Annotated in this window: 22 protein-coding genes; 17 read left to right on the top strand and 5 right to left on the bottom strand. The window is 70.0% G+C overall.

The genetic code is table 11. From position 1 onward, the window contains the following. Positions 1 to 127: 127 nt before the first annotated feature. The 6 genes from LGR54_RS15800 to LGR54_RS15775 all read left to right on the top strand — a co-directional run bounded on the left by LGR54_RS15800 (position 128) and on the right by LGR54_RS15775 (position 10,225). A complete protein-coding gene (locus LGR54_RS15800; RefSeq protein ID WP_230362955.1) occupies positions 128 to 790 on the top strand; it encodes a protein-L-isoaspartate O-methyltransferase in 663 nt (220 codons plus the stop codon). A gap of 178 nt (positions 791 to 968) precedes the next feature. After that, the gene (locus LGR54_RS15795) at positions 969 to 2,384 is read left to right on the top strand and encodes a TolC family outer membrane protein (protein ID WP_230362954.1); all 1,416 of its coding nucleotides are present in this window, start codon (positions 969 to 971) and stop codon (positions 2,382 to 2,384) included. 1,223 nt (positions 2,385 to 3,607) lie between these two features. Next, positions 3,608 to 4,618 (top strand): hypothetical protein, encoded by a 1,011-nt coding sequence (locus tag LGR54_RS15790; RefSeq protein WP_230362953.1) that lies wholly within the window; start codon positions 3,608 to 3,610, stop codon positions 4,616 to 4,618. A gap of 268 nt (positions 4,619 to 4,886) precedes the next feature. Then, positions 4,887 to 5,687 (top strand): PopZ family protein, encoded by an 801-nt coding sequence (locus LGR54_RS15785; RefSeq protein WP_230362952.1) that lies wholly within the window; start codon positions 4,887 to 4,889, stop codon positions 5,685 to 5,687. Positions 5,688 to 5,986: 299 nt separating this feature from the next. Continuing rightward, positions 5,987 to 8,824, top strand: coding sequence for a valine--tRNA ligase (locus tag LGR54_RS15780; RefSeq protein ID WP_230362951.1), 2,838 nt, complete (start codon positions 5,987 to 5,989; stop codon positions 8,822 to 8,824). Positions 8,825 to 9,511: 687 nt separating this feature from the next. Further along, entirely contained in the window at positions 9,512 to 10,225 is a 714-nt protein-coding gene (locus LGR54_RS15775; protein ID WP_230362950.1) for an MgtC/SapB family protein, read from the top strand. A 39-nt stretch (positions 10,226 to 10,264) separates the two neighbouring features. Here the strand turns inward: LGR54_RS15775 and LGR54_RS15770 are convergent, their stop codons facing one another. After that, complete coding sequence (locus LGR54_RS15770; RefSeq protein WP_230362949.1) at positions 10,265 to 10,462, bottom strand: hypothetical protein; 198 nt, start codon at positions 10,460 to 10,462, stop codon at positions 10,265 to 10,267. Between the two features lie 393 nt (positions 10,463 to 10,855). On the opposite strand from LGR54_RS15770, the gene ilvD reads away from it, so the two are divergent. Next, positions 10,856 to 12,583 (top strand): dihydroxy-acid dehydratase, encoded by a 1,728-nt coding sequence (gene ilvD / locus LGR54_RS15765; RefSeq protein ID WP_230362948.1) that lies wholly within the window; start codon positions 10,856 to 10,858, stop codon positions 12,581 to 12,583. Then, positions 12,570 to 13,403 carry a tetratricopeptide repeat protein gene (locus LGR54_RS15760; RefSeq protein ID WP_230362947.1) on the top strand — a complete coding sequence of 278 codons (834 nt, stop codon included), beginning with the start codon at positions 12,570 to 12,572 and terminating at the stop codon, positions 13,401 to 13,403. Before ilvD ends, LGR54_RS15760 begins: the two co-directional genes overlap by 14 nt. 397 nt (positions 13,404 to 13,800) lie before the next feature. Here LGR54_RS15760 and LGR54_RS15755 read toward each other — a convergent pair whose 3' ends face one another. Further along, positions 13,801 to 14,208 carry a DUF2000 family protein gene (locus LGR54_RS15755; RefSeq protein ID WP_230362946.1) on the bottom strand — a complete coding sequence of 136 codons (408 nt, stop codon included), beginning with the start codon at positions 14,206 to 14,208 and terminating at the stop codon, positions 13,801 to 13,803. A gap of 94 nt (positions 14,209 to 14,302) precedes the next feature. On the opposite strand from LGR54_RS15755, the gene LGR54_RS15750 reads away from it, so the two are divergent. Continuing rightward, positions 14,303 to 15,127: an AraC family transcriptional regulator gene (locus LGR54_RS15750; protein ID WP_230362945.1), complete on the top strand. Its 825-nt coding sequence runs from the start codon at positions 14,303 to 14,305 to the stop codon at positions 15,125 to 15,127. A 32-nt stretch (positions 15,128 to 15,159) separates the two neighbouring features. Here LGR54_RS15750 and xth read toward each other — a convergent pair whose 3' ends face one another. After that, positions 15,160 to 15,954 (bottom strand): exodeoxyribonuclease III, encoded by a 795-nt coding sequence (xth, locus tag LGR54_RS15745; RefSeq protein ID WP_230362944.1) that lies wholly within the window; start codon positions 15,952 to 15,954, stop codon positions 15,160 to 15,162. A gap of 389 nt (positions 15,955 to 16,343) precedes the next feature. Here xth and LGR54_RS15740 point away from each other — a divergent pair, with 389 nt between their 5' ends. Then, a complete protein-coding gene (locus tag LGR54_RS15740) occupies positions 16,344 to 16,529 on the top strand; it encodes a hypothetical protein (protein WP_230362943.1) in 186 nt (61 codons plus the stop codon). A gap of 88 nt (positions 16,530 to 16,617) precedes the next feature. Next, the gene (locus tag LGR54_RS15735; protein ID WP_230362942.1) at positions 16,618 to 16,785 is read left to right on the top strand and encodes a hypothetical protein; all 168 of its coding nucleotides are present in this window, start codon (positions 16,618 to 16,620) and stop codon (positions 16,783 to 16,785) included. 75 nt (positions 16,786 to 16,860) lie between these two features. On the opposite strand, the gene LGR54_RS15730 is transcribed toward LGR54_RS15735, so the two are convergent. Both LGR54_RS15730 and erpA read right to left on the bottom strand, forming a co-directional pair. After that, on the bottom strand, positions 16,861 to 17,622 hold the full coding sequence (locus LGR54_RS15730) for a 5'-methylthioadenosine/adenosylhomocysteine nucleosidase (protein ID WP_230362941.1): 762 nt from the start codon (positions 17,620 to 17,622) through the stop codon (positions 16,861 to 16,863). Further along, complete coding sequence (gene erpA / locus LGR54_RS15725; protein ID WP_230362940.1) at positions 17,622 to 17,987, bottom strand: iron-sulfur cluster insertion protein ErpA; 366 nt, start codon at positions 17,985 to 17,987, stop codon at positions 17,622 to 17,624. The genes LGR54_RS15730 and erpA overlap by 1 nt, the downstream gene beginning before the upstream one ends. Positions 17,988 to 18,081: 94 nt before the next feature. On the opposite strand from erpA, the gene LGR54_RS15720 reads away from it, so the two are divergent. The 6 genes from LGR54_RS15720 to scpB all read left to right on the top strand — a co-directional run bounded on the left by LGR54_RS15720 (position 18,082) and on the right by scpB (position 26,008). Beyond that, positions 18,082 to 19,260 (top strand): deoxyguanosinetriphosphate triphosphohydrolase, encoded by a 1,179-nt coding sequence (locus LGR54_RS15720; RefSeq protein WP_230362939.1) that lies wholly within the window; start codon positions 18,082 to 18,084, stop codon positions 19,258 to 19,260. A gap of 431 nt (positions 19,261 to 19,691) precedes the next feature. Then, a complete protein-coding gene (gene argS / locus LGR54_RS15715; protein WP_230362938.1) occupies positions 19,692 to 21,458 on the top strand; it encodes an arginine--tRNA ligase in 1,767 nt (588 codons plus the stop codon). A 92-nt stretch (positions 21,459 to 21,550) separates the two neighbouring features. Further along, positions 21,551 to 23,443 carry an SPOR domain-containing protein gene (locus LGR54_RS15710; RefSeq protein ID WP_230362937.1) on the top strand — a complete coding sequence of 631 codons (1,893 nt, stop codon included), beginning with the start codon at positions 21,551 to 21,553 and terminating at the stop codon, positions 23,441 to 23,443. A 14-nt stretch (positions 23,444 to 23,457) separates the two neighbouring features. Beyond that, a complete protein-coding gene (gene nagZ, locus LGR54_RS15705) occupies positions 23,458 to 24,471 on the top strand; it encodes a beta-N-acetylhexosaminidase (protein ID WP_230362936.1) in 1,014 nt (337 codons plus the stop codon). Between the two features lie 32 nt (positions 24,472 to 24,503). Then, positions 24,504 to 25,310 (top strand): ScpA family protein, encoded by an 807-nt coding sequence (locus LGR54_RS15700; protein WP_230362935.1) that lies wholly within the window; start codon positions 24,504 to 24,506, stop codon positions 25,308 to 25,310. After that, positions 25,307 to 26,008 (top strand): SMC-Scp complex subunit ScpB, encoded by a 702-nt coding sequence (gene scpB / locus LGR54_RS15695; protein ID WP_370638211.1) that lies wholly within the window; start codon positions 25,307 to 25,309, stop codon positions 26,006 to 26,008. Before LGR54_RS15700 ends, scpB begins: the two co-directional genes overlap by 4 nt. The last annotated feature ends 19 nt before the right edge of the window (positions 26,009 to 26,027 follow it).

Here is a 26,027-nt window from a genome sequence, read left to right as displayed (position 1 = left end):
GCTTGCCAAGCCGGCGTGCGTCGCACTACTCATGACTGGCCGCGCGAGGGCGGGAAACAGGGTGGGGAGCCTTGCCCGCAGGAACCTCGGCGGCGTTTCCGGGGAACGTAGTCGGGATTGCGCCAGAATGATCGATTTCGCTGAGATGCGCCGTGCCATGGTCGATGCGCAGGTACGGGCAAATGACGTGACCGATCTCAAGATCGTCGCCGCCATGATGGAGACGCCGCGCGAGCGCTTCGTTCCCGCCGCGCTGCGCAACTTCGCCTATATCGACGACGATCTGCTGGTGAAGGAGGGCGCGCCCTCCCGCTATCTCATGGAGCCGATGGTGCTCGCCAAGCTGCTGCAGGCGGCCGAGATCGGCGAGGGCGACCTGGTGCTCGATGTCGGCGCCGCCACCGGCTACTCCACCGCGGTGCTGGCCAAGCTCGCCGGCCAGGTGGTCTCGCTGGAAGAGGATGCCGAGCTGGCCGACCAGGGGGCCGGCGTGCTCACCGAACTCGGCCTGCTGAACGCCGCCTATGTAAAGGGAACGCTGACCGCCGGCTGGCCGGCCGAGGCGCCCTATGACGCGATTCTGCTGAACGGTTCGGTCGACGAGGCGCCCAAGGCGCTGCTCTCCCAGCTGAAGCCGGGTGGCCGACTCGTTGCGGTGATCGGGCGGGGGCGCGCCGGCCGCGCCACGGTGTTCACCAACACCCCCGGCGGTATCGGCTCACGTATCGTCTTCGATGCCGCCGTGCCCACGTTGCCGGGTTTCGAGGCGGCGCCGGCCTTTGTATTCTAAGCCTTTGCGCGGGGCTGTGGCTGATCTGCCGCGGCCCCCGGCAAAATGGTTCCAGCCCGTTACTCCCGGTTCACAGCTCCTCTTCCTCCTCTTATTCTGACAGTCCGTCATACATAGATGAGAATCAGCCGATGGTAGCTGGTTCCGTTCTAGTCGCGCGTTGTGCAGGGGTTTGAGCATGTGGCTTGATGCTACCGGGGGCAGGCTGGTCGCGTCCGCGATCGCCGTTTTCGTCATTGGAACGTCGCTTCCGGCCGCAGCTCAGACGCTCGATCAGGCTCTGGTCTCGGCCTATAGCGGCAACCCGACGTTGAATTCACAGCGTGCCGCCACCCGCGCCACCGACGAATATGTGCCGATCGCGCTGGGCGGCTATCGCCCGCAGGTGTTCGGCAGCGCCAGCATCGGCGCCCAATGGTCGGAGACGCGCGTTTCCTCGGGCAGCGCCGCCGCGCTCCTGAACAACGGCAACACGATCAGCAACAGCCGGCTGTTTCCCTCGGGATTCGGCATCACCATCAGCCAGACCATCTATGATGGGCTGCGCACCGCGAATTCGGTGCGTGGCGCCGAATCGCAGGTGAGGGGCCAGCGCGAATTGCTGCGCAACACCGAGCAGCTGGTGCTGCTCGACGGCGTGACCGCCTATATGAACGTGCTGCAGAACTCGGCGCTGGTGGAGCTGCAGAAGCAGAACCTGGCGGCACTGCAGGAAGAACTGCGTGCGGCGCGCGACCGCTTCGCCGTCGGCGAGATCACCCGCACCGACGTCGCCCAGGCCGAGGCCTCCGTCGCCAACGCCCAGAGTCTGCTGTCGCAGGCGCAGTCCAACTTGACCACCTCGCAGGCGGTGTTCTTCCAGGTGACGGGGCTGAAGGCGGTCAAGCTGTCGCCGGGCCGGCCGATCGACCCGATGCTGCCGAAGAATGTCGACGCCGCGATCCAGCTGGGCCTCGGCCATCATCCGGCGGTGAAGGCGGCCGAATTCGCGGTCGACGCCTCGATGTCGAACGTGAAGGTGGCCGAATCGGCGCTGTCGCCGCAGCTGACCCTGAACGGCGCGGCGGCCTCCAACTACAACTCGTCCTCGACCGCCGAGCGGGCCACCAGCGCCGCCGCGACGCTGAACCTCTCGGTGCCGATCTACCAGGGCGGCGGCGAGTTCGCGACCATCCGGCAGAGCAAGGAACTGCTCAGCCAGTCGCGCATCGAGGTCGACGTGAACCGCGACCAGGTGCGGGCGAATGTCGTGCAGTACTGGGGCGCGCTGGTGGCGTCGAAGGACGCCATCGAATCGGCGCAGGCCTCGGTCGCCGCCAACGAGATCGCGCTGCGCGGCGTGCGCGAGGAGTGGCGCGTCGGCCAGCGCACCACGCTCGACGTGCTGAACGCGCAGACGGCGCTGTTCAACGCCCGCGCCAGCCTGGTCATCGCCCAGCGCGACCGGGTGGTCGCCTCCTATGCGGTGCTGTCGGCGATCGGCGACCTCAACTCCGCCAAGCTGCGGCTGAAGGTGGCCACCTACAACCCGAAGATCCATTACGACCAGGTGCGCGATGCCTGGATCGGCGTGCGCACCCCCGGCGGGCAGTGACGCCGGCGCCGTTCCGGCGTCCTGCAATCGACGATGGAAATGCCCGGCCTCGTGCCGGGCATTTTCGTTTGGCGGGCGGCGACGGGGACGGCGGGCCGAGCCGGGAAGGTGGGGCCGGGTGAGGAAGGGCGGGACGGCGGGACCGGGCAAAGTGGGCTCGACAAGGCGGGCCGGGCCGGGAAGAGCGGAACGGGGCAAGGCGGGGCCTCATCTCCGGTGCCATCGGCGGCGGAGTCCAACTCCACCGCGCCGCGCCCGAAGCTCGCCGCCGGCAACCCGACGCGCCGCCACCATCGAGATCGCGAGGGGCTGGAGCAGGGTTCGCGCCGGGCGCGCCGAAGGGCCGCCCGCGGGGAAGCGAGGGCGCGGTGGGGGGAGCCGGGAAGGTGGGCCGGGTGAGGAAGGGCGGGACGGCGGGACTGGGCAAAGTGACCCGACAAGGCGGGCCGGGCCGGCCGGGCCGGGAAGAGCGGAACGGGGCAAGGCGGTGCCTCATCTCCGGTGCCGTCGGCGGCGGCGGAGTCCAACTCCACCGCGCCGCGCCCGAAGCTCGCCGCCGGCAACCCGACGCGCCGCCACCATCGAGATCGCGAGGGGCTGGAGCAGGGCTCGCGCCGGGCGCGCCGAAGGGCCGCCCGCGGGGAAGCGAGGGCGCGGTGGGGGGAGCCGGGAAGGTGGGCCGGGTGAGGAAGGGCGGGACGGCGGGACTGGGCAAAGTGACCCGACAAGGCGGGCCGGGCCGGCCGGGCCGGGAAGAGCGGAACGGGGCAAGGCGGTGCCTCATCTCCGGTGCCGTCGGCGGCGGCGGAGCCCAACTCCACCGCGCCGCGCCAGAAGCTCGCCGCCGGCAACCCGACGCGCCACCACCATCGAGATCGCGAGGGGCCGGAGCGGGGCTCGCGCCGGGCGCGCCGGAGGGCCGCCCGTGGGGGAGGCGAGGCGGCTCGGCAAGGCGGCGGCGGGAAAGCGGCGGGCGGTAAAGCGGGGCGCAGAGGACGCGGCAGGGAGGGACGGATGACGTTCCGGGGCGCCGCTTCCGAGGCGCATCGCAGCTTCGAGCCGCAGATGGCGCCCCGGGGGCGGCGTTCCAGGTTGATGGTTCGGGCGCGGCGGTTCGGGGCGGCACTCCGGGGGCGCCGTCGTCGCCGTATGCGGGCGGCGGACGTCGAGCCACATGGGGGTGTCGTTGCCAAGGGCGGCGGAAGGAGGCCGCGCCGCCGGCCTTGACCTTCCCCCGCGGAGCGCCGGAAAGTGGCCGCATCACTCGATTCCACGGCCGATTCCATGGCGATGCCCGCATCATGATGTCCGTTCGCGCCCGGATGGCCGCTGCCGCCGTCGCCGCGCTGCTGGTCGGCTCGCCGGCGCGGGCGGCCGAATCCGCGACCGGGCCGACCGCCGGTGCCGGCATGGGAACCTCCATGCCGGCGCCGGCCGAGCCGGGCGTCACGGTGCGGGGCGTCCGGGACGGCGCGGCTTTGCGGGTTCAGGTCGTCGAGGACCTCGCCGATGCCGAGCGGGCCGAGCGCGCCGACGAGGAGAGTCGCCGACGCGAGGCGAGCGACCTTGCCGCCCAGCAGTCGATGGCGGACTCGACCCGGCAACTGGTCGATATCAGCTGGTGGCAGGGGGCCTTCGCGCTGGCCGGGGCGGTGCTGTCGCTGGTCGGCACGGTGGCGGTGGTGGTGGCGCTGTGGCTCAGCCGGGAGGCGAACCGGGCGGCCATGCGCGCGGTCGAGCTCAGCGAGAAGGTGGCCCGGACGGAGCTGCGCGCCTATCTCGTCTTCGAGGATGTGGTTGTCGATCAGCGGCCCTCGAGGCCGATGGGCGTAAGTTTTTTGTTCCGGAACTGCGGGAGTACGCCGGCATTTATTGAGTACTACAAGTTTAATGCGATTTTTAGGGAGGGATCTGGATGGGTTAAAATGAATTGGACCCAGAAAAAGGTCTCGACAGTCATCGGGGCAGGCCAGATACTTGATATAGTTTTTGAGCTTCCGGCTGTTGGTGTCGATATGGGCAGTGGATTCGTCACTTACGAGGATATTAAGGTCTTTATCGGTTTGGATATCGACTACCGCACCATATTTCCCGACTTAAAGGGTCGCGCGGAGGTCGTGCTAGTGAGAGAGAGGGCGGCTACCGACTTCTCCTTCGGGGTGGCGGGGGAAGAAGACCAGAACTATTTTCGCGAGCGGATTTCCCGACCGGGTGCGTGGCGGGATCGCGCCTGACCGGAGGTCCCGTGCGCGGTCGCGGGTGGCGCCTTGCCGCCGGTGGCCGGCAGGAATGAGCGCGAGATGCCGCTGGGGACGGGGGCGGTTTCGGCCAGTCATCCACAAGCCGGCGGCGGCTTGTTGGCGCGACATTGGCGCTAGTGGCATGTTTACAAAGTATTAAGGTATGATTCGTCGGATCAGCAGATCCGCTGATCGTGTGAGTACGCGTTTCAAGGATCGGATGCAGCGCATGTCGGTAAGTGCGAGGGCGAACGAGCCGTCGATGGATGAGATCCTCGCCTCGATCAGGCGGATCATCTCCGACGACGTGACGGGCGAGAGCGAGGCGGCGCGGGCCGTCAGCCTCGTCGAGGTGGTGGAAGCCCCGGAAGACGAGGGCGCGCCGGACGTCGCCCTCACGCCGCAGCCGGTTCCCGACGAGGCGGTGCCAGTTGCCGTGGAGCCGCAGGAGACCGTGGCTCCCCTCGATCCCGCCGCCCCGCGCGCCGCCGCGCCGCCGCTCCCGCGCGAGGCCGAGCCGGCCGCCGCGCCCGCGCCGCTCCCGGCACGGGCCGAGCCTTCCAGCAGCGTCGAGCGCGCCGTGCATGCGGAACTCGATGGCCTGGCTGGAAGTTTGCATGCGCAGGTCATGGCCGCCGTGACCCGATCCGTCGAATCCCTCGCCCCCAAAGCCTTCCCGGAGACTGCCGATATGCAGGTGCAAGCCAAGCCCGCCGTGGTTTCGTCGCGTCTCAATTCCACGCTCGCCGAGCGCCGCACCGCCGAGGACACGCCGTTCGTCGAGACCGCGCGTGCGGAGCCGCGCTCGCTGATGGCCCGCGCGGCGCTCGCCGAGGCCGACAGCCGGCCGAACCGCCTGGTGTCCGGCGCCGCCGGCGAATCGGTGGCGAGCTCCTTCGGCGCGCTGTCCCGCACCGTCGCTTCCAACACCCGCTCGATGGAAGACGTGGTCACCGATGCGCTGCGGCCGATGCTGCGCAGCTGGCTGGACGAGAACCTGCCGGAGCTGGTGGAGCGGCTGGTGCGCGCCGAGATCGAGCGCGTGGCGCGTCACGGCCAGTGAGGCCGGCGGGCACGGGCTTCCCGGTCCGTCCGGGTGCCCGGCGCGGTCCTGCGTTCGTCGGGTCCGGCCTCCCGGTCATCCGGGTTTCCGGCGGCTCGGATCGATGGCCCGGGATCGCCCGGTGTCGCGGCCCTGCGTCACCCTGCCTTGCCGCCGGGGCGGCACGGTGAAGTCGCCGGAATCTCTCGCGGGAATTTCCGGGAGCTTCCGGTCGTCTGCCCGATAACCAGCTGAATATTGACTTAGGGCGCCCGCTCCGCTTTCTGTCGCACCGTTTCCCGTGGTGCCCCGGAGCCGACATGCTCGACAACAGGTTCGATCCCGCCGCCGTCGAAGGCCGCATCTACCAGGCATGGCTCGACGCCGATGCCTTCAAGGCCGGCCGTCCCGAGCGGGTAGGGGCCGAGCCCTACTGCATCGTCATCCCGCCGCCTAACGTCACCGGCTCGCTCCATATGGGGCATGCGCTCAACAACACGCTGCAGGACGTGCTCTGCCGCTTCGAGCGCATGCGCGGCAAGGACGTGCTGTGGCAGGTCGGTACCGACCATGCCGGCATCGCCACCCAGATGGTGGTCGAGCGCCAGCTCGCCGAGCGCCAGCAGCCCGGCCGCCGCGACATGGGCCGCGCGGCCTTCGTCGAGCGCGTCTGGGCGTGGAAGGAAGAATCCGGCGGCACCATCATCAACCAGCTGAAGCGCCTCGGCGCCTCCTGCGACTGGTCGCGCGAGCGCTTCACCATGGATGAGGGGCTGTCGCGCGCGGTCCTGAAGGTGTTCGTGCGGCTCTACAAGCAGGGGCTGATCTACAAGGACAAGCGGCTGGTCAACTGGGACCCGAAGTTCCAGTCGGCGATCTCCGACCTCGAGGTGGTTCAGGTCGAGGTGAAGGGCCATCTCTGGCACTTCCGCTATCCGCTCGCCGGCGGCGTGACCTATGAGCACCCGATCGCCTTCGACGAGGCGGGCAAGGCGACCGAGTACGAGACGCGCGACTACATCGTCGTCGCGACGACCCGGCCGGAGACCATGCTCGGCGACACCGCGGTGGCGGTGCATCCCGAGGACACCCGCTATCTCGGCCTCGTCGCCGCCGGCGCCAAGGTGCGGCTGCCGCTGGTCGGCCGTCTCATTCCCATCGTCGCCGACACCTATTCCGACCCGACCAAGGGCACCGGCGCGGTGAAGATCACCCCGGCACACGACTTCAACGACTTCGAGGTCGGCAAGCGGGCAGGCGTGCCGATGATCAACGTGCTCGACGCCGAGGCGCGGCTCGTCCTGTCGGGCAATGCCGAGTTCCTGGAAGGGGCCGCCGACGGCGCCGACCTTGAGGCGGTGCTGGCGCTGCACGGCCAGAGCCGCGAGGCGGCGCGCAAGGCCATCGTCGCCCTGATGGAGGAGCGCGGGTTGCTCGACAAGATCGAGCCGCACGGCCACATGGTGCCGCATGGCGACCGCTCCAACGTCGTCATCGAGCCCTGGCTCACCGACCAGTGGTATGTCGACGCCCACACGCTGGCTCAGCCGGCGCTGAAGGCGGTGCGCGACGGGCGCACCAGCTTCATCCCGAAGAACTGGGAGAAGACCTATTTCGAGTGGCTGGAGAACATCCAGCCCTGGTGCATCTCGCGCCAGCTGTGGTGGGGCCACCAGATCCCGGCCTGGTACGGGCCGGATGGCACCGTCTTCGTCGAGGAGACCGAGGAGGCGGCTCTCGCGAGCGCGCTCGCCCATTGCGTGCAGGCCGGCATCATTACCGATGCCGAGGCGCAGGACTACGCCAAGCACCCGGACAAGGCCGGCGCGCTGATCACCCGCGACGAGGACGTGCTCGACACCTGGTTCTCCTCGGCGCTGTGGCCGTTCTCGACGCTGGGCTGGCCGGACCAGACCCGCGAAGTGGAGCGCTTCTACCCGACCACGGTGCTGATCACCGGCTTCGACATCATCTTCTTCTGGGTCGCCCGGATGATGATGATGGGCATTCACTTCATGGACGGCGAGATCCCGTTCAAGGACGTCTACATCCACGCCCTCGTCCGCGACGAGAAGGGCGCCAAGATGTCGAAGTCCAAGGGCAACGTCATCGACCCCCTGTCGCTGATCGAGGAATATGGCGCCGACGCGCTGCGCTTCACCCTCGCCGCGATGGCCGCGCAGGGACGCGACATCAAGCTGGCGACCTCACGCGTCGAGGGCTACCGCAACTTCGCGACCAAGCTGTGGAACGCCGCCCGCTTCGCCGAGATGAACGGCTGCACGCGGGTGCCGACCTACGACCCGAAGAAGGTGGAACTGGCGGTGAACCGCTGGATCCTCAGCGAGCTGCAGGGCGCCAACGAGGAGATCACCGCCGCCATCGAGGCCTACCGCTTCAACGACGCGGCCGGCGCGGCCTACCGCTTCGTGTGGAACATCTTCTGCGACTGGTATCTCGAACTCGCCAAGCCGGTGTTCATGAACGCCGAGAACCCCTGGCAGGCGGAGACGCGGGCGACCACCGCCTTCGTGCTCGACGAGATCCTCAAGCTGCTGCACCCCTTCATGCCATTCCTCACCGAGGAGCTGTGGAAGCTCACCGCCGGCGAGGGCGGGCGGCGCCCGGCCATGCTGGCGCTGACCCAATGGCCGAAGCTGGCCGGCCTGAAGGCGCCGGCGGCGGCCGAGGAGATCGGCTGGCTGATCGACCTGGTGACCGAGATCCGCTCGGTGCGTGCCGAGATGAACGTGCCGGCCGGGGCGCAGATCCCGCTGGTGCTGGTCGAGGCTTCCAGCCTGACCCAGACCCGCACCGAGGTGTGGATGGACGCGCTGACCCGTCTCGCGCGGCTTTCCGAGGTGAGCTTCGCCGACGCGGCGCCGGCCGGCGCGGTGCAGGTGGTGGTGCAGGGCGAGACGGCGGCGCTGCCGCTTGCCGGCATCATCGACATGGAGGCCGAAGTGGCGCGGCTCGGCAAGGAAATGGGCAAGACGCAGGACGAGCTCGACAAGATCGAGAAGAAGCTCGGCAACCCCGACTTCATCGCCCGCGCCAAGGAAGAGGTGATCGAGGAGCAGCGCGAGCGCCGCGACGCCGCCCAGGCCCGCGCCGCCAAGATCCGCGACGCGCTCGGCCGGCTCGGCCGGATGGGCTGACGCGCTGGCGGGCGGTGCCCGCCGGGTGTGGCGGTGAAGGCCGTGACCGGCGAGTGAGGCGAGGGCGGCGCAATCCGCCGGCGTCTCCGCTTGCCGGCCGCTTCGCGAGCCGGCGGGCGAGGGGCGTCGGGTTGGGGTGCTGCGAGGATCCGGCCCGATCCCTCCCGCCAAGACCGAGCGCATCCGGTTCCGGCCTCTCGCATGCCGAACGGCGGCAATAGCCGGGTTCGGCGCCGGGGAGGGCGCGCGCCCGTGCCGGACGCGCCGCGGCCGAGGGGCGCGTTGTCGGCGCCCTGCGGTCGGGCCGGGGCGCACGAAGAACGTCGCCTGGCAGGATCTCGACCTAGCAGCACCTTGATCCGGCAGCACCTTGGTCTGGCAGGAGGACGCGTGTCGTCCCGAAGAGCGGCGGCGGCGCTTCCCATGCCGCCAGGGGACGTCCGGCTGGACGCGGCTGTTTCCACGAGGTGCGGGAGTGCCGCGCAGGTGGCCTTGCCGGGCGACCGACCGGCGCGTCGGCGGCGGGCGTCGGGGGAGGCAGGCCGGGGGCGGGGCTCGGCGTCATCGAGCCGTCATGCAAGCAGGTTCTAGAGGCCGGACAGGCCGGTGGAACGATCCTCCGGTGCCGAATGCGCGACGGAGACAGGGGATGGCGGCCGTCGTCCCCGCGGAGCGATGGAGACCCTGATGCCGTTCATCGCCTCGTTCCAGGCCGCCGACTTCGCCAGCACGCTGATCAGCCTCGTCGTCGCCTTCGCGATGGGCACGCTGATCGGCGCCGAGCGGCAATACCGCCAGCGCATCGCCGGGCTGCGCACCAATGTGCTGGTGGCCATCGGCGCCTGCCAGTTCGTCGACATGGCCATGCATCTCGACGGCGCCGGCGGCGCGGTGCGGGTGATCGCCTATGTGGTGTCGGGAATCGGCTTCCTCGGCGCCGGCGTCATCATGAAGGACGGCCCGCATGTCAGCGGGCTCAACACCGCCGCGACGCTGTGGTGCTCGGCGGCGGTCGGCGCCTGCGCGGGCGCCGACCTCATCGCCCAGTCGGTGGCGCTCACCGTGTTCGTGCTCGCCGGCAACACGCTGCTGCGCCCGCTGGTGCGCCGGCTGGAGCGGCTGCCACAGGGCGAGGAGGTCGAGGGCAGCTACGAGGTCATCGTGCTCGGCCCGCTGGTCGAGGCGACGGCGGTGCAGGCGCGGCTGACCGAGATGCTCGACGCCGCCGCCTATCCCGCCGCCGACATCGAGGCGGCGGAGCGGCCCAACGCGATGGTGGAGATCACCGCACGGCTGGTCTCGACGACCGCCCGCAAGGACGAACTCGACGCGCTGGTGACGCAGCTGCGCGGTCTGCCCGACATCTCCTCGGCGCACTGGTTCCGCAGCGCCGGCGAGTGAGGCGGGCCCGGCCGCCATTGGCCGGGGAATGAGGCCGACTCAGCCGCCGTGGGCCGGGGGCGACAGTGGCGGGGCGACGGGTGCGTCGACCGGCGGCAGGTACTTGTCGAGCTCGGCGCGCAGCCGCTCGATGACGTCGGCGGCCTCGGACAGCTCGTCCTCGATCTTGTCGCGGGGGAAGCCGTCGAGATTCGTCGCCATCGCCCGCAGTCGTTCCACGATGTTGCCGCTCGACATGTCTGATCCCCATTTCGTTCCGGGCACCGTCATGGCGCCATTATACGCCTCTCTCCCTTCCGCATCGCTGGTGACAGGCTGATGACGGGCGATTTTCGGGCGACGCGGCGTCCCCGGTTTCCGGCGGCGGCCTTCACCCGGACACCGGCGGCGGATGGCAGGAAAGCCTTAAGCCTAAGCACAGCCGGGGCGGCGGCGAGGGCGTTTGATGCTACCGCCGGTCGTGACAGATGTGCAACAGTGTCACGCATTCGCAACCATAAGCGGAACCGGGACCCGCGACGCCGCGAAGCCGCCACAAACCGGCACGAAATCCGACCCGAAGACAGTGGATAGTCGTGCCTAGGATGCGGGATCACAGAATTCCGCTTCTGCCGGGAAAGTACTTCGAAAATGGACGTCAAGACGCTCATCGATAAAAGGAATCTGCCCAGCCGTCACGTGACGGAAGGGCCGGCGCGCGCGCCGCACCGTTCCTACCTCTACGCGATGGGCCTCACCCGCGAGCAGATTCACCAGCCGCTGGTGGGCGTGGCGTCGTGCTGGAACGAGGCGGCTCCCTGCAACATCTCGCTGATGCGCCAGGCGCAGGCGGTGAAGAAGGGCGTCGCGAGCGCCGCCGGCACCCCGCGCGAATTCTGCACCATCACCGTCACCGACGGCATCGCCATGGGCCATGACGGCATGAAGGCGTCGCTGGCCTCGCGCGAGGTGATCGCCGACTCGGTCGAGCTCACCATTCGCGGCCATGCCTATGACGCCCTCGTCGGCCTCGCCGGCTGCGACAAGTCGCTGCCCGGCATGATGATGGCGATGGTGCGGCTGAACGTGCCGTCGATCTTCATCTATGGCGGCTCGATCCTGCCCGGCTCGTTCCGCGGCCAGCCGGTGACCGTGCAGGACATGTTCGAGGCGGTCGGCAAGCATTCGGTCGGGCTGATGTCCGACGAGGACCTCGACGAGATCGAGCAGGTGGCCTGCCCCTCGGCCGGGGCCTGCGGCGCCCAGTTCACCGCCAACACCATGGCGACCGTCTCCGAGGCGATCGGCCTCGCGCTGCCCTATTCGGCCGGCGCGCCGGCGCCCTACGAGATCCGCGACAAGTTCTGCATGGCCGCCGGCGAGCAGGTGATGGAGCTCATCGCCCGCAATATCCGCCCGCGCGACATCGTCACCCGCAAGGCCCTGGAGAACGCCGCGACCGTGGTGGCGGCCTCGGGCGGCTCGACCAATGCCGGCCTGCATCTGCCGGCCATCGCGCATGAATGCGGCATCAAGTTCGACCTGTTCGACGTCGCCGAGATCTTCAAGCGCACCCCCTATATCGCCGACCTGAAGCCGGGCGGGCGCTATGTCGCCAAGGACATGTTCGAGGTCGGCGGCATCCCGCTGCTGATGAAGACGCTGCTCGACCATGGCTACCTGCATGGCGACTGCCTGACCGTGACCGGCCGGACCATCGCCGAGAACCTCGCCTCGGTGAAATGGAACCCGCACCAGGACGTGGTGCGCCCGGCCAACGACCCGATCACCGTCACCGGCGGCGTGGTCGGCCTGTCCGGCAACCTCGCCGAGGACGGCGCCATCGTGAAGGTGGCGGGCATGAAGAACCTGAAGTTCACCGGCCCCGCCCGCTGCTTCGACGGCGAGGAAGCCTGCTTCGAGGCCGTCACCAAGCGCGCCTACAAGGACGGCGAGGTGCTGGTGATCCGCTATGAGGGCCCCAAGGGCGGTCCGGGCATGCGCGAGATGCTGTCGACCACCGCCGCCCTTTACGGGCAGGGCGCCGGCGACAAGGTGGCGCTGATCACCGATGGCCGCTTCTCCGGCGCTACGCGCGGCTTCTGCGTCGGCCATGTCGGGCCGGAGGCGGCTGTGGGCGGGCCGATCGGGCTGATCCGCGACGGCGACATCATCACCATCGACGCCGTCGAGGGACGGCTGGAGGTTGCTCTTTCGGACGAGGAGCTGGCCGCGCGTCGCGCGCAGTGGCAGCCGCGTCCGTCTTCCGTCGGCTCGGGGGCCATCTGGAAGTTCGCGCAGGCCGTGGGACCCGCCCGTCTGGGCGCGGTGACCCATCCCGGCGGCGCAGCCGAGACACAATGCTATGCGGATATTTGACCGTCTGGCCCTCATAGCCGTCGTCGCGACGGCACTGATGCCGCTATCGGCGGCGTTGTCGAGGGCCTATGCCTTCGACGGCAGCCCCGATTCCGGCAATGGAGCGGTGTCGGCCCCGCGTCCGCTCGACGAAGCCGTGCGCTTCGGCACCCAGGCGCTGCGCTCGGGCGAGACCGAGAAGGGCATCGATTCCCTGCGCTATGCCGCCGACCAGGGCCATGCCGGCGCCCAGTGGAAGCTCGGGCGCATGTATGCCGACGGCGAAGGCGTCGAGCGCAACGACATCAAGGCGTTCGAATACTTCACCCAGATCGCCAACATGCATGCGGACGACAACCCGTCGACGCCGCAGGCCCGTTTCGTCGCCGACGCCTTCGTGGCGCTGGGCAGCTACTATCTGGTCGGCATTCCCAACAGCAAGGTGCGGCGCGACCCCAACCGGGCGCGCGACATGTTCGCCTATGCGGCGTCGTATTTCGGCGACCCGGAGGCGCAGTACCACCTGGCGCGGCTGTATATCGACGGCGTCGGCGTCAACCGCGACCTGCGCTTCGCCGCCCGCTGGCTCGGCCTTGCCGCCCATAAGGGCCAGTACCAGGCGCAGGCGGCGCTGGGCGGGCTCTTGGTGAAGGGCGAGGACGGCATTCCCCGCCAGGCGGCGCGTGGCCTGATGTGGCTGACGATGGCGCGCGACGCGGCGGCCGGCCCGAACGACAAATGGGTGGTCGATCTCTATGACGACGCGTTCGCTGGCGCGACGTCGGATGAGCGCTCCATGGCGCTGGTCTATCTCGAGCAATACATGAAGGTCGAGAAGTAAGCGCCTCTTCTGACTTACAGTTCCGTTTCATTTTGTCGACTGACCGGCGGTATGCCGGGGCGCGAGCATCGCGAATCCGGCGGCCTTTTGCGACCCGAAAGGACGTCGTCGCGCCGAAGACGGCGCGCCGGGCCTGCCGGGTCCTTGGCGGCCGCATCGGCGCCGGGCGCCGGCCAGGGGGCGCCCCCGATCGCCCGAGGCGCGGGGTGGGACGCACATGCCGCTCTTCGACCTTTCGAACCACAGGCCGCCTTGGTGCCGCTCCGGACGCCCCCCCCTTGGGCCGTCTCCCGGCTGGACCGATGCCGCCCGCGCCCGGCTTGCGGACGCCTGCATCGCGTGGTGGGCGGGCCGCGCCGGTCGCGGCGGACGGCGCGGCGGTGGGTTCGCCGGCCGATCAGCCGTGAAGCTTCGCGCCCTTGGCGATCTTGTCGACGATCTTGCGTTCCGCGCGCAGGGCTATTCCAACCACCTTGGCGGTCGACGGGTCGAACATGGAAAAGGTCGCCCGGTTCGCTTCGTCGTGCCCGGTGGCGAACATCTCCTCGATGTAGAGCGAGGTGGTGACCTGGCGTTCCAGCGACCGCCTGTGGATGGTGCGAAGGGTCTCCTGATCCGCCGCCATGATCACCATCGGCTGGATCGAGAGCGGGTTGTAGACGTGGCCGGCGGCGTCACGGTACGCTTTGCCGATGATCTCGGGAAACTGAGCGGCGATGCCGCAACTCAGGAACGCCGTGACGTTCAGTTCCTGCCAGGCCGCGAGATCGTCTCGCAGCACAATCGTGACCTTGGTATCGAACATGGGGAAGGCATCCACGAGCTGTTTGATCGGAGGGGCATCCCTAGCGTCGAACCGTGAGCCGGGTCTTGAAGGTTCGTGCGGATTCGACGGCATCGTGCAGGCGCCCGCCACGCGGGGCATCGAGCGGATCGAGGCCCGCTTCCGGGGCAACGGCTATTCGCCTCACCGCCACGATACCTATGCGCTCGGCGTCACGCTATCGGGCGTGCAGACGTTCCGCTACCGAGGCGAGACGCGTTTCAGCCTGCCGGGCCAGATCATCGTCCTCCACCCCGACGAACTGCATGACGGGGCGGCTGGGACGGAGCTGGGCCTGCGCTACCGGATGCTCTATCTGCCGCCCGAGCGGGTGATCGAGGCGGCGGGCGGGCGTCGTCGCCTGCCTTTCGTGCCAAGCCCGGTCCTGCGGGACGATGAGCTTCGGCGGGGGCTTCTGGAGGCGCTGGGCGATCTGGAGGGCGAGCCCTCCGACCTCGCCTGGGACGATCTTCTCGCCCGGCTCGCGGATCGGCTCTGGCTGCACGCTGATACGGAGGGGGCGAAAGGGGGATTCGTCGCCCATGGTGCGGTGACGAGGTGCCGGGAATTCCTGCACGACAACAGCGACCGGCCGGTCTCCTCCGACGAGCTGGAGCGGATCAGCGGCCTGGACCGGTATGCGCTCGCCCGCCATTTCCGGGTGATGCTCGGCACCAGCCCGCACCGCTATCTCGTCATGCGCCGGCTGGAAAAGGCGCGCGCGCTGATCGGGGAGGGGCTGAGCCTCTCGGAAACCGCCAGTGCGTCAGGCTTCGCCGACCAGAGCCACTTCACCCGCCACTTCAAGAGCGCGTTCGGCATGACGCCGGGAAGATGGCTCGCACTCACAGGAACGGCCGGCGAGGGGTCGGCGAGAGGGCAGTTGCGGCGGGGCCCCTGAAGGGGCCGGTTACCTTGCCGGACGGCGGCCCCCTACGCGGCGATATCGAGATCCGCCCAGACCGGGACATGGTCGGAGGGCTTCTCCCAGCTGCGCACATGCTTGTCGATGCCGACGCCCTTGAGGAGGTCGGCGGCCTGCGGTGACAGCAGCAGGTGGTCGATGCGGATGCCGTTGTTCTTCTGCCAGGCCCCGGCCTGATAGTCCCAGAAGGTGTACAGCCCCGCCGCGTCGCTCGACGCCCGCACCGCGTCGGTGAGGCCGAGATTCTCGATGGCGCGGAAGGCTGCGCGGGTGCGGGGCAGGAACAGCGCATCGCGCACCCACATCTCCGGATGGGCGGCATCCTCCGGCTCGGGGATGACGTTGTAGTCGCCGGCGACGATGAGCGGCTCCTCAAGCTCCAGACGGGCGGCGATATGCGCCTTCAGCCGCGCCATCCAGGCGAGCTTGTAGGGGTATTTCGTGGGGTCGTCGGGCGGGTTGCCATTGGGCAGGTAGATGCCGCAGACCCGCACCACGCCGCCGCCGGGGCGCGAGACCACCACCTCGATGAAGCGCGACTGCACGTCGTCGCCATCGCCGGGCAGGCCGGTCGTCACCTCGTCGAAGGGCAGGCGGGAGAGCACGGCGACGCCGTTGTAGCTCTTCTGCCCGTGCACGGCGACATTGTAGCCGGCGGCCTCGAAGGCCTCGCGCGGGAACTGATCGTCCTGGCACTTGATCTCCTGCAGGCAGACCACGTCCGGCTGGCGCTCGGCGAGCCAGGCCAGCGTGTTGTCGAGCCGCAGCCGGACGGAGTTGACGTTCCAGGTGGCGATGCGCATGCGCGAGATATCCGCTTTGTCTCGGGTCTTGAATCGGCGCCAGCATGCCGGCTCGGCCGGCGCGGTGCAATCGCGCCCTCACCGGCGGGCGCGCGCGGGATGGTGGACCGGGGTGCCGCCGTCGTCCGGCTGGCGGTCGAGGCTGTGGAACAGGTGCGCCAGCACCGAACGCAAGGTGGCCATGAACATGGAGGGCTCCATTCGCCGGGATCGGCCGTGCCCCAATGTCGGGAATGTCGCGTCAACTTTCGATGCGGAAGAGGCGTTGGCGAGATAAGGGATGCGTAAGGACGGCGCCCGCTGCCGAGGGGCCGCGGGACTGTCCGCCGACTTGTGGCGGCGCGCCTGCCGGGCCTATGGTCAACGCCCGTCCTTCCGAAAGGCAATCGATGCGGCTGCTGCCGAGATTCGCCAAGGTGTTCGCCGCCGCGCTGGCCGGCGGCTTCGCGATGTGGTGGCTGTTCGAGACATTCTCGCCGTCGACCAATACGCAGCCCTACCAGGTCGTGATCTACGCAGTGGCCCTCGCCGGCGCCAGCCTCTTCTGGGGCAGCCGGTCGGCGTCGCGGGGCTGAACGGAGCGGCGATCATCCCGCGGGGGATCGACGGGCATTCTCCGGTGACTGCGGTGTGGAGGACGAACACGGGAAAGGAGCGCTGCGGATGGGCGGATATGGAACCTATGTGGTGGGTGTGGCGCTGGGGCTGGTCGCGGCTTTCGCGCTGTCCGCCGGGCTGGCGATAACCGGCATGCCGCAATTGCTGCTGTTCGGCGTGCTGCCGGCATTCGGCGGCGCGATAGCCGAGCGGCTGGCGGCCCGCCGACGTTGAGCCCGGCGCGGCGGCCTCGGCTCGTCGAAGCACGCTCCTCGATCGTCGTGCGAGGTCCTGCCCAGTGGGCAGGCTCTACACCACCGGCAGCAGCCGCCGCACGATGAGGGCGCCGGAGCGCGCGACTTCGTCGAGGAAGCGGTGGATGTCGAAGTGCGATTTGTGCCCGGCGAGGTCGGACAGGGCGCGGATCACCACCCAGGGCACGCCGAAGGCGGCGCAGGCCTGCGCCATGGCAGCGCCTTCCATCTCGACGGCCTTGCCACCCAATTCGCGGAACAGCGCCTCGCGCACCTGCTCATTATTGATGAACTGGTCGCCGGTGAGCACGCGGCCGAAATGGATACGCGGGACCGCGCCGCCAGTGGCGGCGAGCGGGGAGAGCTCGAAATCGGCCAAAGCCGCGCCGATCCGCCCGGCAAGGGCGGGATCGAGCGAGAGGCCGAGCCCCTCGAACGGGTTGAAGAAGGGCTGATGGCCGTGCTGGTAGGCGACGAAGCCGTCCGGCCCCTCATAGCCGTGATCGTGCTGGACGACGTGGTCGGCGATCACCACGTCGCCAATGGCGAGCGCCGGATCGAGCCCGCCGGCAACGCCGGAGAACATCACCGCGCTGGCGCCGAAGCGCTCGATCAGCAGGGTGGTGGCGATGGCGGCATTGACCTTGCCCATGCCGGCCCGTGCCAGCACGACGGCTTCGCCGTCGAGCCGGCCGGTATGGAACGCCATCCCCGCCGTCTCGTGGGTCTCGCCATGCTCGATATTGTCGAGGAGATAGGCGACTTCCTGCTCAAGCGCGCAGAGCACGCCGACGCGCCTTCCCCCGGCGAGGCTCATCAGAGCGCGAAGCTGGTGCCGCAGCCGCACGACGCGGTGGCGTGCGGGTTGCTGATCTTGAACGAGGCGCCGATCAGGTCGTCGACAAAGTCGAGCTGCGAGCCGGACATGTATTCCAGTGAGACCGGGTCGACCACGACCGTGGCGCCGTCCTTCTCGATGACGATGTCGTCCTCGGCCTTCTCGCGGGTGATGTCGAATTTGTACTGGAAGCCGGAGCAGCCGCCGCCTTCCACGCTGACGCGCAGCATGCTGGTGGCCGGCTCGCCGGCGAGGATCTCGGCGATGCGGCGTGCGGCGCTCGACGTCACCGCAACATCGGTGATGGCGGCGGCGGAGGAGGGAACGAGAGAGGCGTCAGCCATCGGAGCGGCCTTCGGATGTTGAATGTGACTGGCTTGATAGTTAAGTGCTGACGCCGCCGAGTCAAAGGGGCGAACGCGCAGAGGAGACCCGCGCATGGCGCTCGCCGCCGCCGAGCCACGCGCCCCATGGGCCGCCCGCGCCGAGGAAAGCCGTGGCCGCCTCGTCGAGGAACCGGCGAGCGGCTCGCGCAGCGCCTTCCGTCGCGACGCCGACCGCATCATCCATTCGAGCGCGTTTCGCCGGCTGGCCTACAAGACGCAGGTCTTCACCTATCATGAGGGCGACCATTACCGCACCCGGCTGACCCACACGCTGGAGGTGGTGCAGGTGGCGCGCTCGATCGCCCGCGCGCTGGGTCTCGACGAGGACCTCGCCGAGACGCTGGCGCTGGCGCACGATCTCGGCCACCCGCCCTTCGCGCATGCCGGCGAGCGGGTGCTCGACGCCTGCATGCGCGACTATGGCGGCTTCGACCACAATGCGCAGTCGCTGCGCGTGGTGACGCGGCTGGAGAACCGCTACCCCGGCTTCGACGGGCTGAACCTCTCCTGGGAGACGCTGGAGGGCATCGTCAAGCATAACGGGCCGCTGACCGGCGAGGGGCGCGAGCCGCTGGCGCATGCCATCGCCGTGCATGTCGAGAAGCAGGATCTGTGGCTGTGGAGCTGGCCCTCGGCGGAGGCGCAGGTCGCCGCCATCGCCGACGACATCGCCTATGACGTGCACGACCTCGACGACGGGCTGCGCGCCGGCATGTTCACGGTGGAGGAACTGGCGGCGCTGCCGCTGGTCGGCGAGGTGATCGCCGGCATCGCGGCCGACTGGCCGGGGCTGTCGGGTTCGCGCCTGGTGCACGAGATCGGCCGGCGGATGATCACGCTCTTGATCGAGGACGTGGTCGGCGAGACGCGGCGGCGGGTCGAGGACGCGCAGCCGGACAGCGCCGACGCGGTGCGCCGGCTGGGGCGGGCGCTGGTCGGCTTCTCGGCGGAGCGGGCGACGGGCGAGCGGGCGATCAAGGATTTCCTGTTCCCGCGCATGTACCGCCACCCGCGGGTGATGGCGGAGATGGAGGCGGCGGGGCAGGTGGTGCGCGACCTGTTCGGCGCCTACATGGCTGACGATTTCACCCTGCCGGTGGAATGGCGCGCCGGCATGGACGGGCGCGACGAGGCCGGGCGGGCGCGGCGCATCGCCGACTTCATCGCCGGCCAGACCGACCGCTACGCGCTCGCCGAGCATGAGCGGCTGTTCGACGGCGGGAATGCGTGAGGGGCGGGAACCTCCGCCGTTTCGAACGAGGCCGTAGCCTGAGAGGCGCAAGCGAGGAGGGGAGACCCTCACCCCGATAGTGAGAGGGCGGGTTGAGGGGGCGTCGATGCTTCCCAACGGTGTCTCTCCTCGCCGACCCGCTTGGTGGGCCACCTCTCCGCGTCGAGAAGCGGCAAGGAGGGCTCGCCTTGGGGGGCCTCGCGGGCCATTGTGTCGAGGCTTCGCCTGCCATCCCGGACGGAGCGCGGCGGAGAGCGAGGATCGCCCTCCACCTGCCGCGCGATCCCGGATCGGGCAGCGGTCGCCGGGGATGACGGAGAACGGATAGCGGGTCCGTAAGTAAGCGCTGACTTAGTTTTTTTGACTTACCCCCCGATCTGCGCTAGCCGGCTCCCGGCCCATCCGGGCCGGCCGTTTCGGAGCTTTCCGCCATGAACCTCTATGCCCTCTTCGCCGATCATGTCCGCGCCGCGCTGGAATCGCTGGCGGCGGAAGGTGTGCTGCCGGGAGGCATCGATGCGCGACGCGTGGTGGTCGAGCCCCCGCGCGACCCCAGCCATGGCGACCTCGCCACCAATGCGGCGATGGTGCTCTCCAAGGACGCCGGCCTGAAGCCGCGCGAGCTGGCCGAGAAGCTCGCCGACAAGTTGCGGGCCGTGAAAGACGTCGAGCGGGTCGACGTCGCCGGGCCGGGCTTCATCAACATCGCGCTGTCGCCGGCCTTCTGGCCGCAGGTGATCGCGGCGGCGCTGGTGCAGGGCGACGATTTCGGCCGCTCCGGCATGGGCACGGCGCGGGCGGTGAACGTCGAGTACGTTTCCGCCAACCCGACCGGGCCGATGCATGTCGGCCATTGCCGCGGCGCGGTGTTCGGCGACGCGCTCGCCAATCTGCTCGCCTTCGCGGGCTTCGCGGTGGCGCGCGAATACTACATCAACGACGCCGGCGCGCAGGTCGACGTGCTCGCCCGCTCGGCCTATCTGCGCTACCGCGAGGCGCTGGGCGAGACCATCACCATTCCCGAGGGGCTGTATCCCGGCGACTATCTGGTGCCGGTCGGACGCGACCTCGTGGTGAAATACGGCAAGACGCTCCTCGACAAGAGCGAGGACGAGTGGCTGCCGCTGGTGCGCAAGGTCGCCATCGACGAGATGATGGACATGATCCGCGCCGACCTCGCGGCGCTGAACATCCGCCACGACGTGTTCTTCTCCGAGCGGACGCTGCATGCGCGGAACGGCGGCAATGCGTCGACCATCGACCGGCTGCTGGACGATCTGCGTGCCCGCGACCTCGTCTATGACGGCCGCCTGCCGCCGCCCAAGGGCGCGCCGGTGGAGGACTGGGAGGACCGCGAGCAGACGCTGTTCCGCGCCACCCAGTTCGGCGACGACGTCGACCGGCCGCTGGTGAAGTCGGACGGCGCCTACACCTATTTCGCCGCTGACATCGCCTATCACAAGGACAAGTTCGATCGCGGCTTCGGCACGATGATCGACGTGTGGGGCGCCGACCATGGCGGCTACATCAAGCGCATGCAGGCGGCGGTGAAGGCGGCGACCGGCGGGGAGGGGAGCCTCGACGTCGAGATCTGCCAGCTGGTGCGCCTCTTGCGCAATGGCGAGCCGGTGAAGATGTCGAAGCGCGCCGGCACCTTCGTGACATTGCGTGAAGTGGTGGATGAAGTCGGGCGCGACGCGGTGCGCTTCATGATGATCCACCGCAAGAACGACGCGGTGCTCGACTTCGACCTCGCCAAGGTGATGGAGCAGAGCCGCGACAACCCGGTGTTCTACGTGCAGTACGCCCATGCGCGGGCCTCGTCGATCCTGCGCAACGCGCGCGCGGCCTTCCCGGAGCTGCCCGCCGACCCGGCGGCGTTCGCCGGCGAAGAGCTGGCGCGGCTGAGCGACGAGGGCGAGGTCGCGCTCGCCAAGCTGATCGCCGCCTGGCCCCGCCTCGTCGAGCAGGCGGCCTCGGCGCGCGAGCCGCACCGGGTGGCGTTCTATCTCTACGACCTCGCCAGCGGCCTGCACGCGCAGTGGAATCGCGGCAAAGACGCGCCACATTTACGCTTCATTATCGAAGATGATCGAAAGTCAACTTATGCGCGGCTGGCGCTTGTTCACGCCGTCGCGCTGATCATCGCCTCGGGTCTTGCGATCCTCGGGGTCGATGCTCCCGAAGAAATGCGGTGAGCGCGTTGCGTAAGGTCTCGCTCCGCTTCTCCTAAAGTGCGCCTCCGGTCCTGCCGGCGGGTGTTCGCACGCAGCCAACAGGTCCGGTTAACATGATCAACGACGGCACTTCACGTTATCGGCAGAGCGATCCGGGTTCCGCCCCGCGCCCGGCCGAGGGACGGTCCACCGCCGCCGATCCGCTGGCCGAACTCGCCCGCATGATGGCGCAGGAGGACGAGTTCGCGGCGCTGATGCGCGAGCTGCCCCGCCAGCAGCCGCGCCCCGCTGCCCAGCCCCAGTCTCAGCCGGCCCAGTCTCAGTCGCCCCAGCCCCAGCCCCGGCCGGCGCCGCCCGCGCGTCCGCAGGCGCAGCCGGCCCCGCAGCCGCAGCGCGCGCCTTCCCCGGCGGCGCCTTCGCCCGCCGCGCCGCCGTCGCGCCCGGCGCCCGGCTCCTTCGCCGCGCTGGCGGCCGAGGTCTATACCGAATCGGCCCAGCGCGCCGCCGGCGCTCCTGCGGCGCCGGCTCCGCGTGTCGAGCGCCAGATGGCCGAGCGTCCCGCCGTCGATCCCGCCCTGCGCCGGCCCCAGCCCCAGCCTACCGATCCCTATGCGCGCGAGCCGGTGCGTCCCGCCGCCGCGCCGGTGCGTGCCGAGCCCGTCCGTAGCGCGCCCGTGCGTTCCGAGCCGCTGCGCGCCGAAGCCCAGGCGCCAAGCCCGGTCGCGCCGCGCCCGGCGGCTCCTGCCCCGGCGGCTCCGCGTGCGCCCGTCGCCCCGCAAGCCGCCCCTGTCGCTCGGGCGCCGATGGTCGAGCCCCGCGCTCCCGCCGCGCCGGCGCCGATGGCGTCTCCCGCACCGCGTGCGCCCGCCCGCGCCGAGCCGGCCTTCGAGGGCGAGGCGGCGCCGCCGCCGAGCTGGATGAGCCGCGCCAATCCGGCGCCGGTGGACCGCGACGCCACCTTCGATCTCGGCCTCGACCGGGACGACGACGTCTACGACTATGGCCGATCCTCCGGCGAGGAGGAGGGCTATGGCCACGAGGTCGACGAAGAATATGGCCATCCTGCCGAGGCCGGATCCGGCCGCAGCCGTCGTCGGCTGCTGATGGCCGGTGCTGCCCTGGCGGTGCTGGTGCTCGGCGGCGCCGGCGGCTACGCCATGCTGCGCGGCGGCGGCAGTAGCGGCACCATTGGCGGCAGCGCGCCGCCGGTGATCCGCGCCGAGCCCTCGCCCAACAAGGTGGTGCCCGCGCCGACCCAGACCACCGAAGCGGTTTCCGACGGACAGAAGCTGATCTATGACCGCGTCGGCGGTACCGCCTCCACCGGTAGCGAGAAGGTGGTGTCGAGCGAGGAGCAGCCGGTCGACATGTCGCAGGCCGCCCAGCCGCAGCCGCGAGTGATCGCCCCGGCGCCGAGCGCCACCCCGGTCGCGACCGCCCCGAACGGCACCGAGCCGAAGCGGGTGCGCACGCTCACCGTGCGCGCCGACGGCAGCATCGTCGAGGGCGATCCCGCCCCGACGCCGTCGCGGGCCGTGGCCGCCACCCCGCAATCGCCACAGCCAACGGCCACCGCGCCGGTGGCGCTGAGCGCGGGCACCGCCGCCCCGGTCACGACCAATCCGCAGCCGCTGGCCGCCACGCCGTCCATCGTGCCGAACGTGCCGCTGCCGCCGACCCGCGTTGCCGCCGCCCCGGCCCAGACCCCGACGCAGACGCTGAACGCGGCCGCGAATTCGGTGCCGGCCGCCAACGGCGCCTATGTGGTGCAGATCGGCTCGGTGCCGAGCGAGGCGGACGCGCAGGCGATGCTGCGCAACGCGCTGTCGCGCTATCCCAGCATTCTGGGCGGCAAGCCGTCCTCGGTGCGGCGCGGCGACGTGTCCTCGACCGGCGGCACCACCTACCGCGCGCAGATCGGCGCCTTCTCCAACCGTGCCGACGCGGTGAACCTGTGCGAGCAGCTGAAGGCGCAGGGCGGTTCCTGCTTCGTCGCCCGTCTCTGACCGCCGGGCCGAACATGACCGCTCCCCGCGCCTTCATCGCCGGCTGCGCCGGCTTCGTGCTCACCCCTGACGAGCGCCGCTTCTTCGCCGAGGCGGCGCCGTGGGGGCTGATCCTGTTCCGCCGCAATGTCGAGACGCCCGAGCAGGTGAAGGCGCTGGTCGCCGAGTTCCGCGCTGTGGTCGGCCGCGCCGACGCGCCGGTGCTGATCGACCAGGAAGGCGGGCGCGTGCAGCGGCTCGGTCCGCCGCATTGGCCGGCCTATCCGCCGGCCGGCACCTTCGCCGCCCTGGCCGAGGCGGGCGACGCCGCCGCCGAGGGCGCGGCGCGGGCCAATGCCGGCACCATGGCCGACGATCTCGCGGCGCTGGGCATCAATGTCGATTGCGTGCCCTGCGCCGATCTGCGGCTGCCGGAAGGCCACGGCATCATCGGCGACCGCGCCTATGGCGCCGAGCCGGCCCAGGTGGCGCGGCTCGCCCGTGCGGTGGCCGAGGGCATGGGCGCGCGCGGCGTGCTGCCCGTCCTCAAGCATATTCCCGGCCATGGCCGCGCCCGCGCCGACAGCCATGAGAGCCTGCCGGTGGTCGAGACCTCCCGCGCCGAGCTGGAGGCCACCGATTTCGAGGCATTCCGGCGGCTCAAGGACCTGCCGCTCGGCATGACCGCGCATGTGGTCTACACCGCCATCGACCCTGATGCCCCGGCGACCACCTCGAAGCGGGTGATCGACGAGGTAATCCGCGGCTTCATCGGCTTCGATGGCGCGCTGATGAGCGACGACCTCTCCATGGGCGCGCTGTCAGGCTCGCTGGCCGAGCGGGCGCGCGCCTCCTTCGCCGCCGGCTGCGACCTCGCCTTGCATTGCAATGGCCGCATGGAGGAGATGGTCGAGGTGGCCTCGCATACGCCGCTGCTCGCCGGAGAGGCGGCGCGGCGCTGCGCGGCGGCGCTCAGCTGGCGCCCGGCGGCACCCGTCGCGGCGCGCGAGGAATCCGCTGCGTTTTCGGGTATGATCGCGGCGTCCTGAACGCTGAACCTGAAACCGACCGACGGCCCGCCATGGAACCCAGCTCTCTCGCCTTCGAGGCGGACGACGCCCGCATGCCGGGCGAGGGTACGCTCGTCGTCGATGTCGACGGGTTCGAGGGGCCGCTGGACCTGCTGCTGGCGCTGGCGCGCACCCAGAAGGTGGATCTGGCGCGTATCTCTATCCTCGAACTCGCCGAGCAATATCTGCGCTTCGTCGAGGAGGCGCGCCGGGTGCGGCTGGAACTGGCCGCCGACTATCTGGTCATGGCGGCCTGGCTCGCCTTCCTGAAATCGCGGCTGCTGCTGCCGGAACCGCCCAAGGCCGAGGGGCCGAGCGCCGCCGATCTCGCGCAGGACCTCACCGCGCGGCTGGAACGGCTGGAGCGCATCCGCGCCGCCGCCGGCCATCTCGCCAACCGCGACCGCATCGGCCACGACGTGTTCGCGCGCGGCGCACCGGAGCCGCTGATCGGTGGGGCGCCGGCGATCTATGAGGCGACGTTGTACGACTTGCTCGCCGCCTATGGCGCGCAGCGGCAGAAGATGGCGCTGTCGCAGGTGCGCTTCGCGCCGCGCGACGTCATCCCGCTCGCCGAGGCGCGCGAGCGGCTGGAGCGGATGATCGGCCGGCTGCATCCGGCCGGCGAGTGGTCGCGGCTCGACAGCCTGCTGCTCGACTGGTTCGCCGACCCGAAGATGCGGGCGACCATGCTCGCCTCCAGCTTCTCCGCCACGCTGGAAATGGTGCGCGAGGGGCTGATCGACCTGCAGCAGGGCGAGGCCTTTGCGCCGATCTATGTCCGTCCCCGCGGGCGCGAGCCGGGGACGGCGCCGTGAGCGGAACCGACGGCGTGCCGGAGCGCGATCTCAATCTGCGCCTCGTCGAAGCCATGCTGTTCGCCGCCGGCGAACCGCTGGACGAGGCGGCGCTGGCGGCGCGGCTGCCGGAAGGGGTGGCGGTCGGCCCGCTGCTGGCACGGCTTTCCGCCGACTATGCCGGGCGCGGCGTCAATGTGGTGCGGGTGGCCGGTAAGTGGATGCTGCGCACCGCGCCGGACCTGGGCTTCCTGCTCGCCCGCGACAAGCCCGAGCCGCGCCGGCTGTCGCGCGCAGCGCTGGAGACGCTGGCGATCATCGCCTACCACCAGCCGGTGACGCGGGCGGAGATCGAGGAGATTCGCGGCGTCTCCACCAATAGGGGCACGCTCGACGTGCTGCTGGAATCCGGCTGGGCGCGCATGCGCGGGCGCCGGCGCAGTCCCGGCCGGCCGGTGACCTACGGCACCACCGAGACCTTCCTGGTGCATTTCGGCCTCGAATCGATTCAGGACCTGCCGGGGCTCGACGAGCTGAAGGGAGCCGGTTTTGTCGATGCGCGCGTTACCGCCGGGCTGACCGTGCCGCTGCCGAGCGACGAGCCGACGCTCGCCGACGACGAGGACCCGCTGGAGCCGGAACTGGATTTCGGCTTTGCTCCCGAACTGGAGCCGATGGACGAGGTCGCCGAGGCCGGCGGGGGCGAGGACGAGGCCTAGTTCTGCGCGGCGGACGGGC

This window comes from Ancylobacter sp. Lp-2 (genome assembly GCF_020523795.1).
Classification (GTDB): domain Bacteria; phylum Pseudomonadota; class Alphaproteobacteria; order Rhizobiales; family Xanthobacteraceae; genus Ancylobacter.
Note: the sequence above shows the minus strand (reverse complement) of the source record. Positions and strands in the feature narration are given on the sequence as shown.

Excerpts from the sequence above, each read along its gene's own strand:
- LGR54_RS15800 (WP_230362955.1), top strand. The coding sequence starts at position 128 with ATGATCGATTTCGCTGAGATGCGCCGTGCCATGGTCGATGCGCAGGTA.
- LGR54_RS15795 (WP_230362954.1), top strand. The coding sequence starts at position 969 with ATGTGGCTTGATGCTACCGGGGGCAGGCTGGTCGCGTCCGCGATCGCC.
- LGR54_RS15785 (WP_230362952.1), top strand. The coding sequence starts at position 4,887 with ATGGATGAGATCCTCGCCTCGATCAGGCGGATCATCTCCGACGACGTG.
- LGR54_RS15780 (WP_230362951.1), top strand. The coding sequence starts at position 5,987 with ATGCTCGACAACAGGTTCGATCCCGCCGCCGTCGAAGGCCGCATCTAC.
- LGR54_RS15775 (WP_230362950.1), top strand. The coding sequence starts at position 9,512 with ATGCCGTTCATCGCCTCGTTCCAGGCCGCCGACTTCGCCAGCACGCTG.
- LGR54_RS15770 (WP_230362949.1), bottom strand. The coding sequence starts at position 10,462 with ATGTCGAGCGGCAACATCGTGGAACGACTGCGGGCGATGGCGACGAAT.
- ilvD (WP_230362948.1), top strand. The coding sequence starts at position 10,856 with ATGGACGTCAAGACGCTCATCGATAAAAGGAATCTGCCCAGCCGTCAC.
- LGR54_RS15760 (WP_230362947.1), top strand. The coding sequence starts at position 12,570 with ATGCGGATATTTGACCGTCTGGCCCTCATAGCCGTCGTCGCGACGGCA.
- LGR54_RS15755 (WP_230362946.1), bottom strand. The coding sequence starts at position 14,208 with ATGTTCGATACCAAGGTCACGATTGTGCTGCGAGACGATCTCGCGGCC.
- xth (WP_230362944.1), bottom strand. The coding sequence starts at position 15,954 with ATGCGCATCGCCACCTGGAACGTCAACTCCGTCCGGCTGCGGCTCGAC.
- LGR54_RS15740 (WP_230362943.1), top strand. The coding sequence starts at position 16,344 with ATGCGGCTGCTGCCGAGATTCGCCAAGGTGTTCGCCGCCGCGCTGGCC.
- LGR54_RS15735 (WP_230362942.1), top strand. The coding sequence starts at position 16,618 with ATGGGCGGATATGGAACCTATGTGGTGGGTGTGGCGCTGGGGCTGGTC.
- LGR54_RS15730 (WP_230362941.1), bottom strand. The coding sequence starts at position 17,622 with ATGAGCCTCGCCGGGGGAAGGCGCGTCGGCGTGCTCTGCGCGCTTGAG.
- erpA (WP_230362940.1), bottom strand. The coding sequence starts at position 17,987 with ATGGCTGACGCCTCTCTCGTTCCCTCCTCCGCCGCCGCCATCACCGAT.
- LGR54_RS15720 (WP_230362939.1), top strand. The coding sequence starts at position 18,082 with ATGGCGCTCGCCGCCGCCGAGCCACGCGCCCCATGGGCCGCCCGCGCC.
- argS (WP_230362938.1), top strand. The coding sequence starts at position 19,692 with ATGAACCTCTATGCCCTCTTCGCCGATCATGTCCGCGCCGCGCTGGAA.
- LGR54_RS15710 (WP_230362937.1), top strand. The coding sequence starts at position 21,551 with ATGATCAACGACGGCACTTCACGTTATCGGCAGAGCGATCCGGGTTCC.
- nagZ (WP_230362936.1), top strand. The coding sequence starts at position 23,458 with ATGACCGCTCCCCGCGCCTTCATCGCCGGCTGCGCCGGCTTCGTGCTC.
- LGR54_RS15700 (WP_230362935.1), top strand. The coding sequence starts at position 24,504 with ATGGAACCCAGCTCTCTCGCCTTCGAGGCGGACGACGCCCGCATGCCG.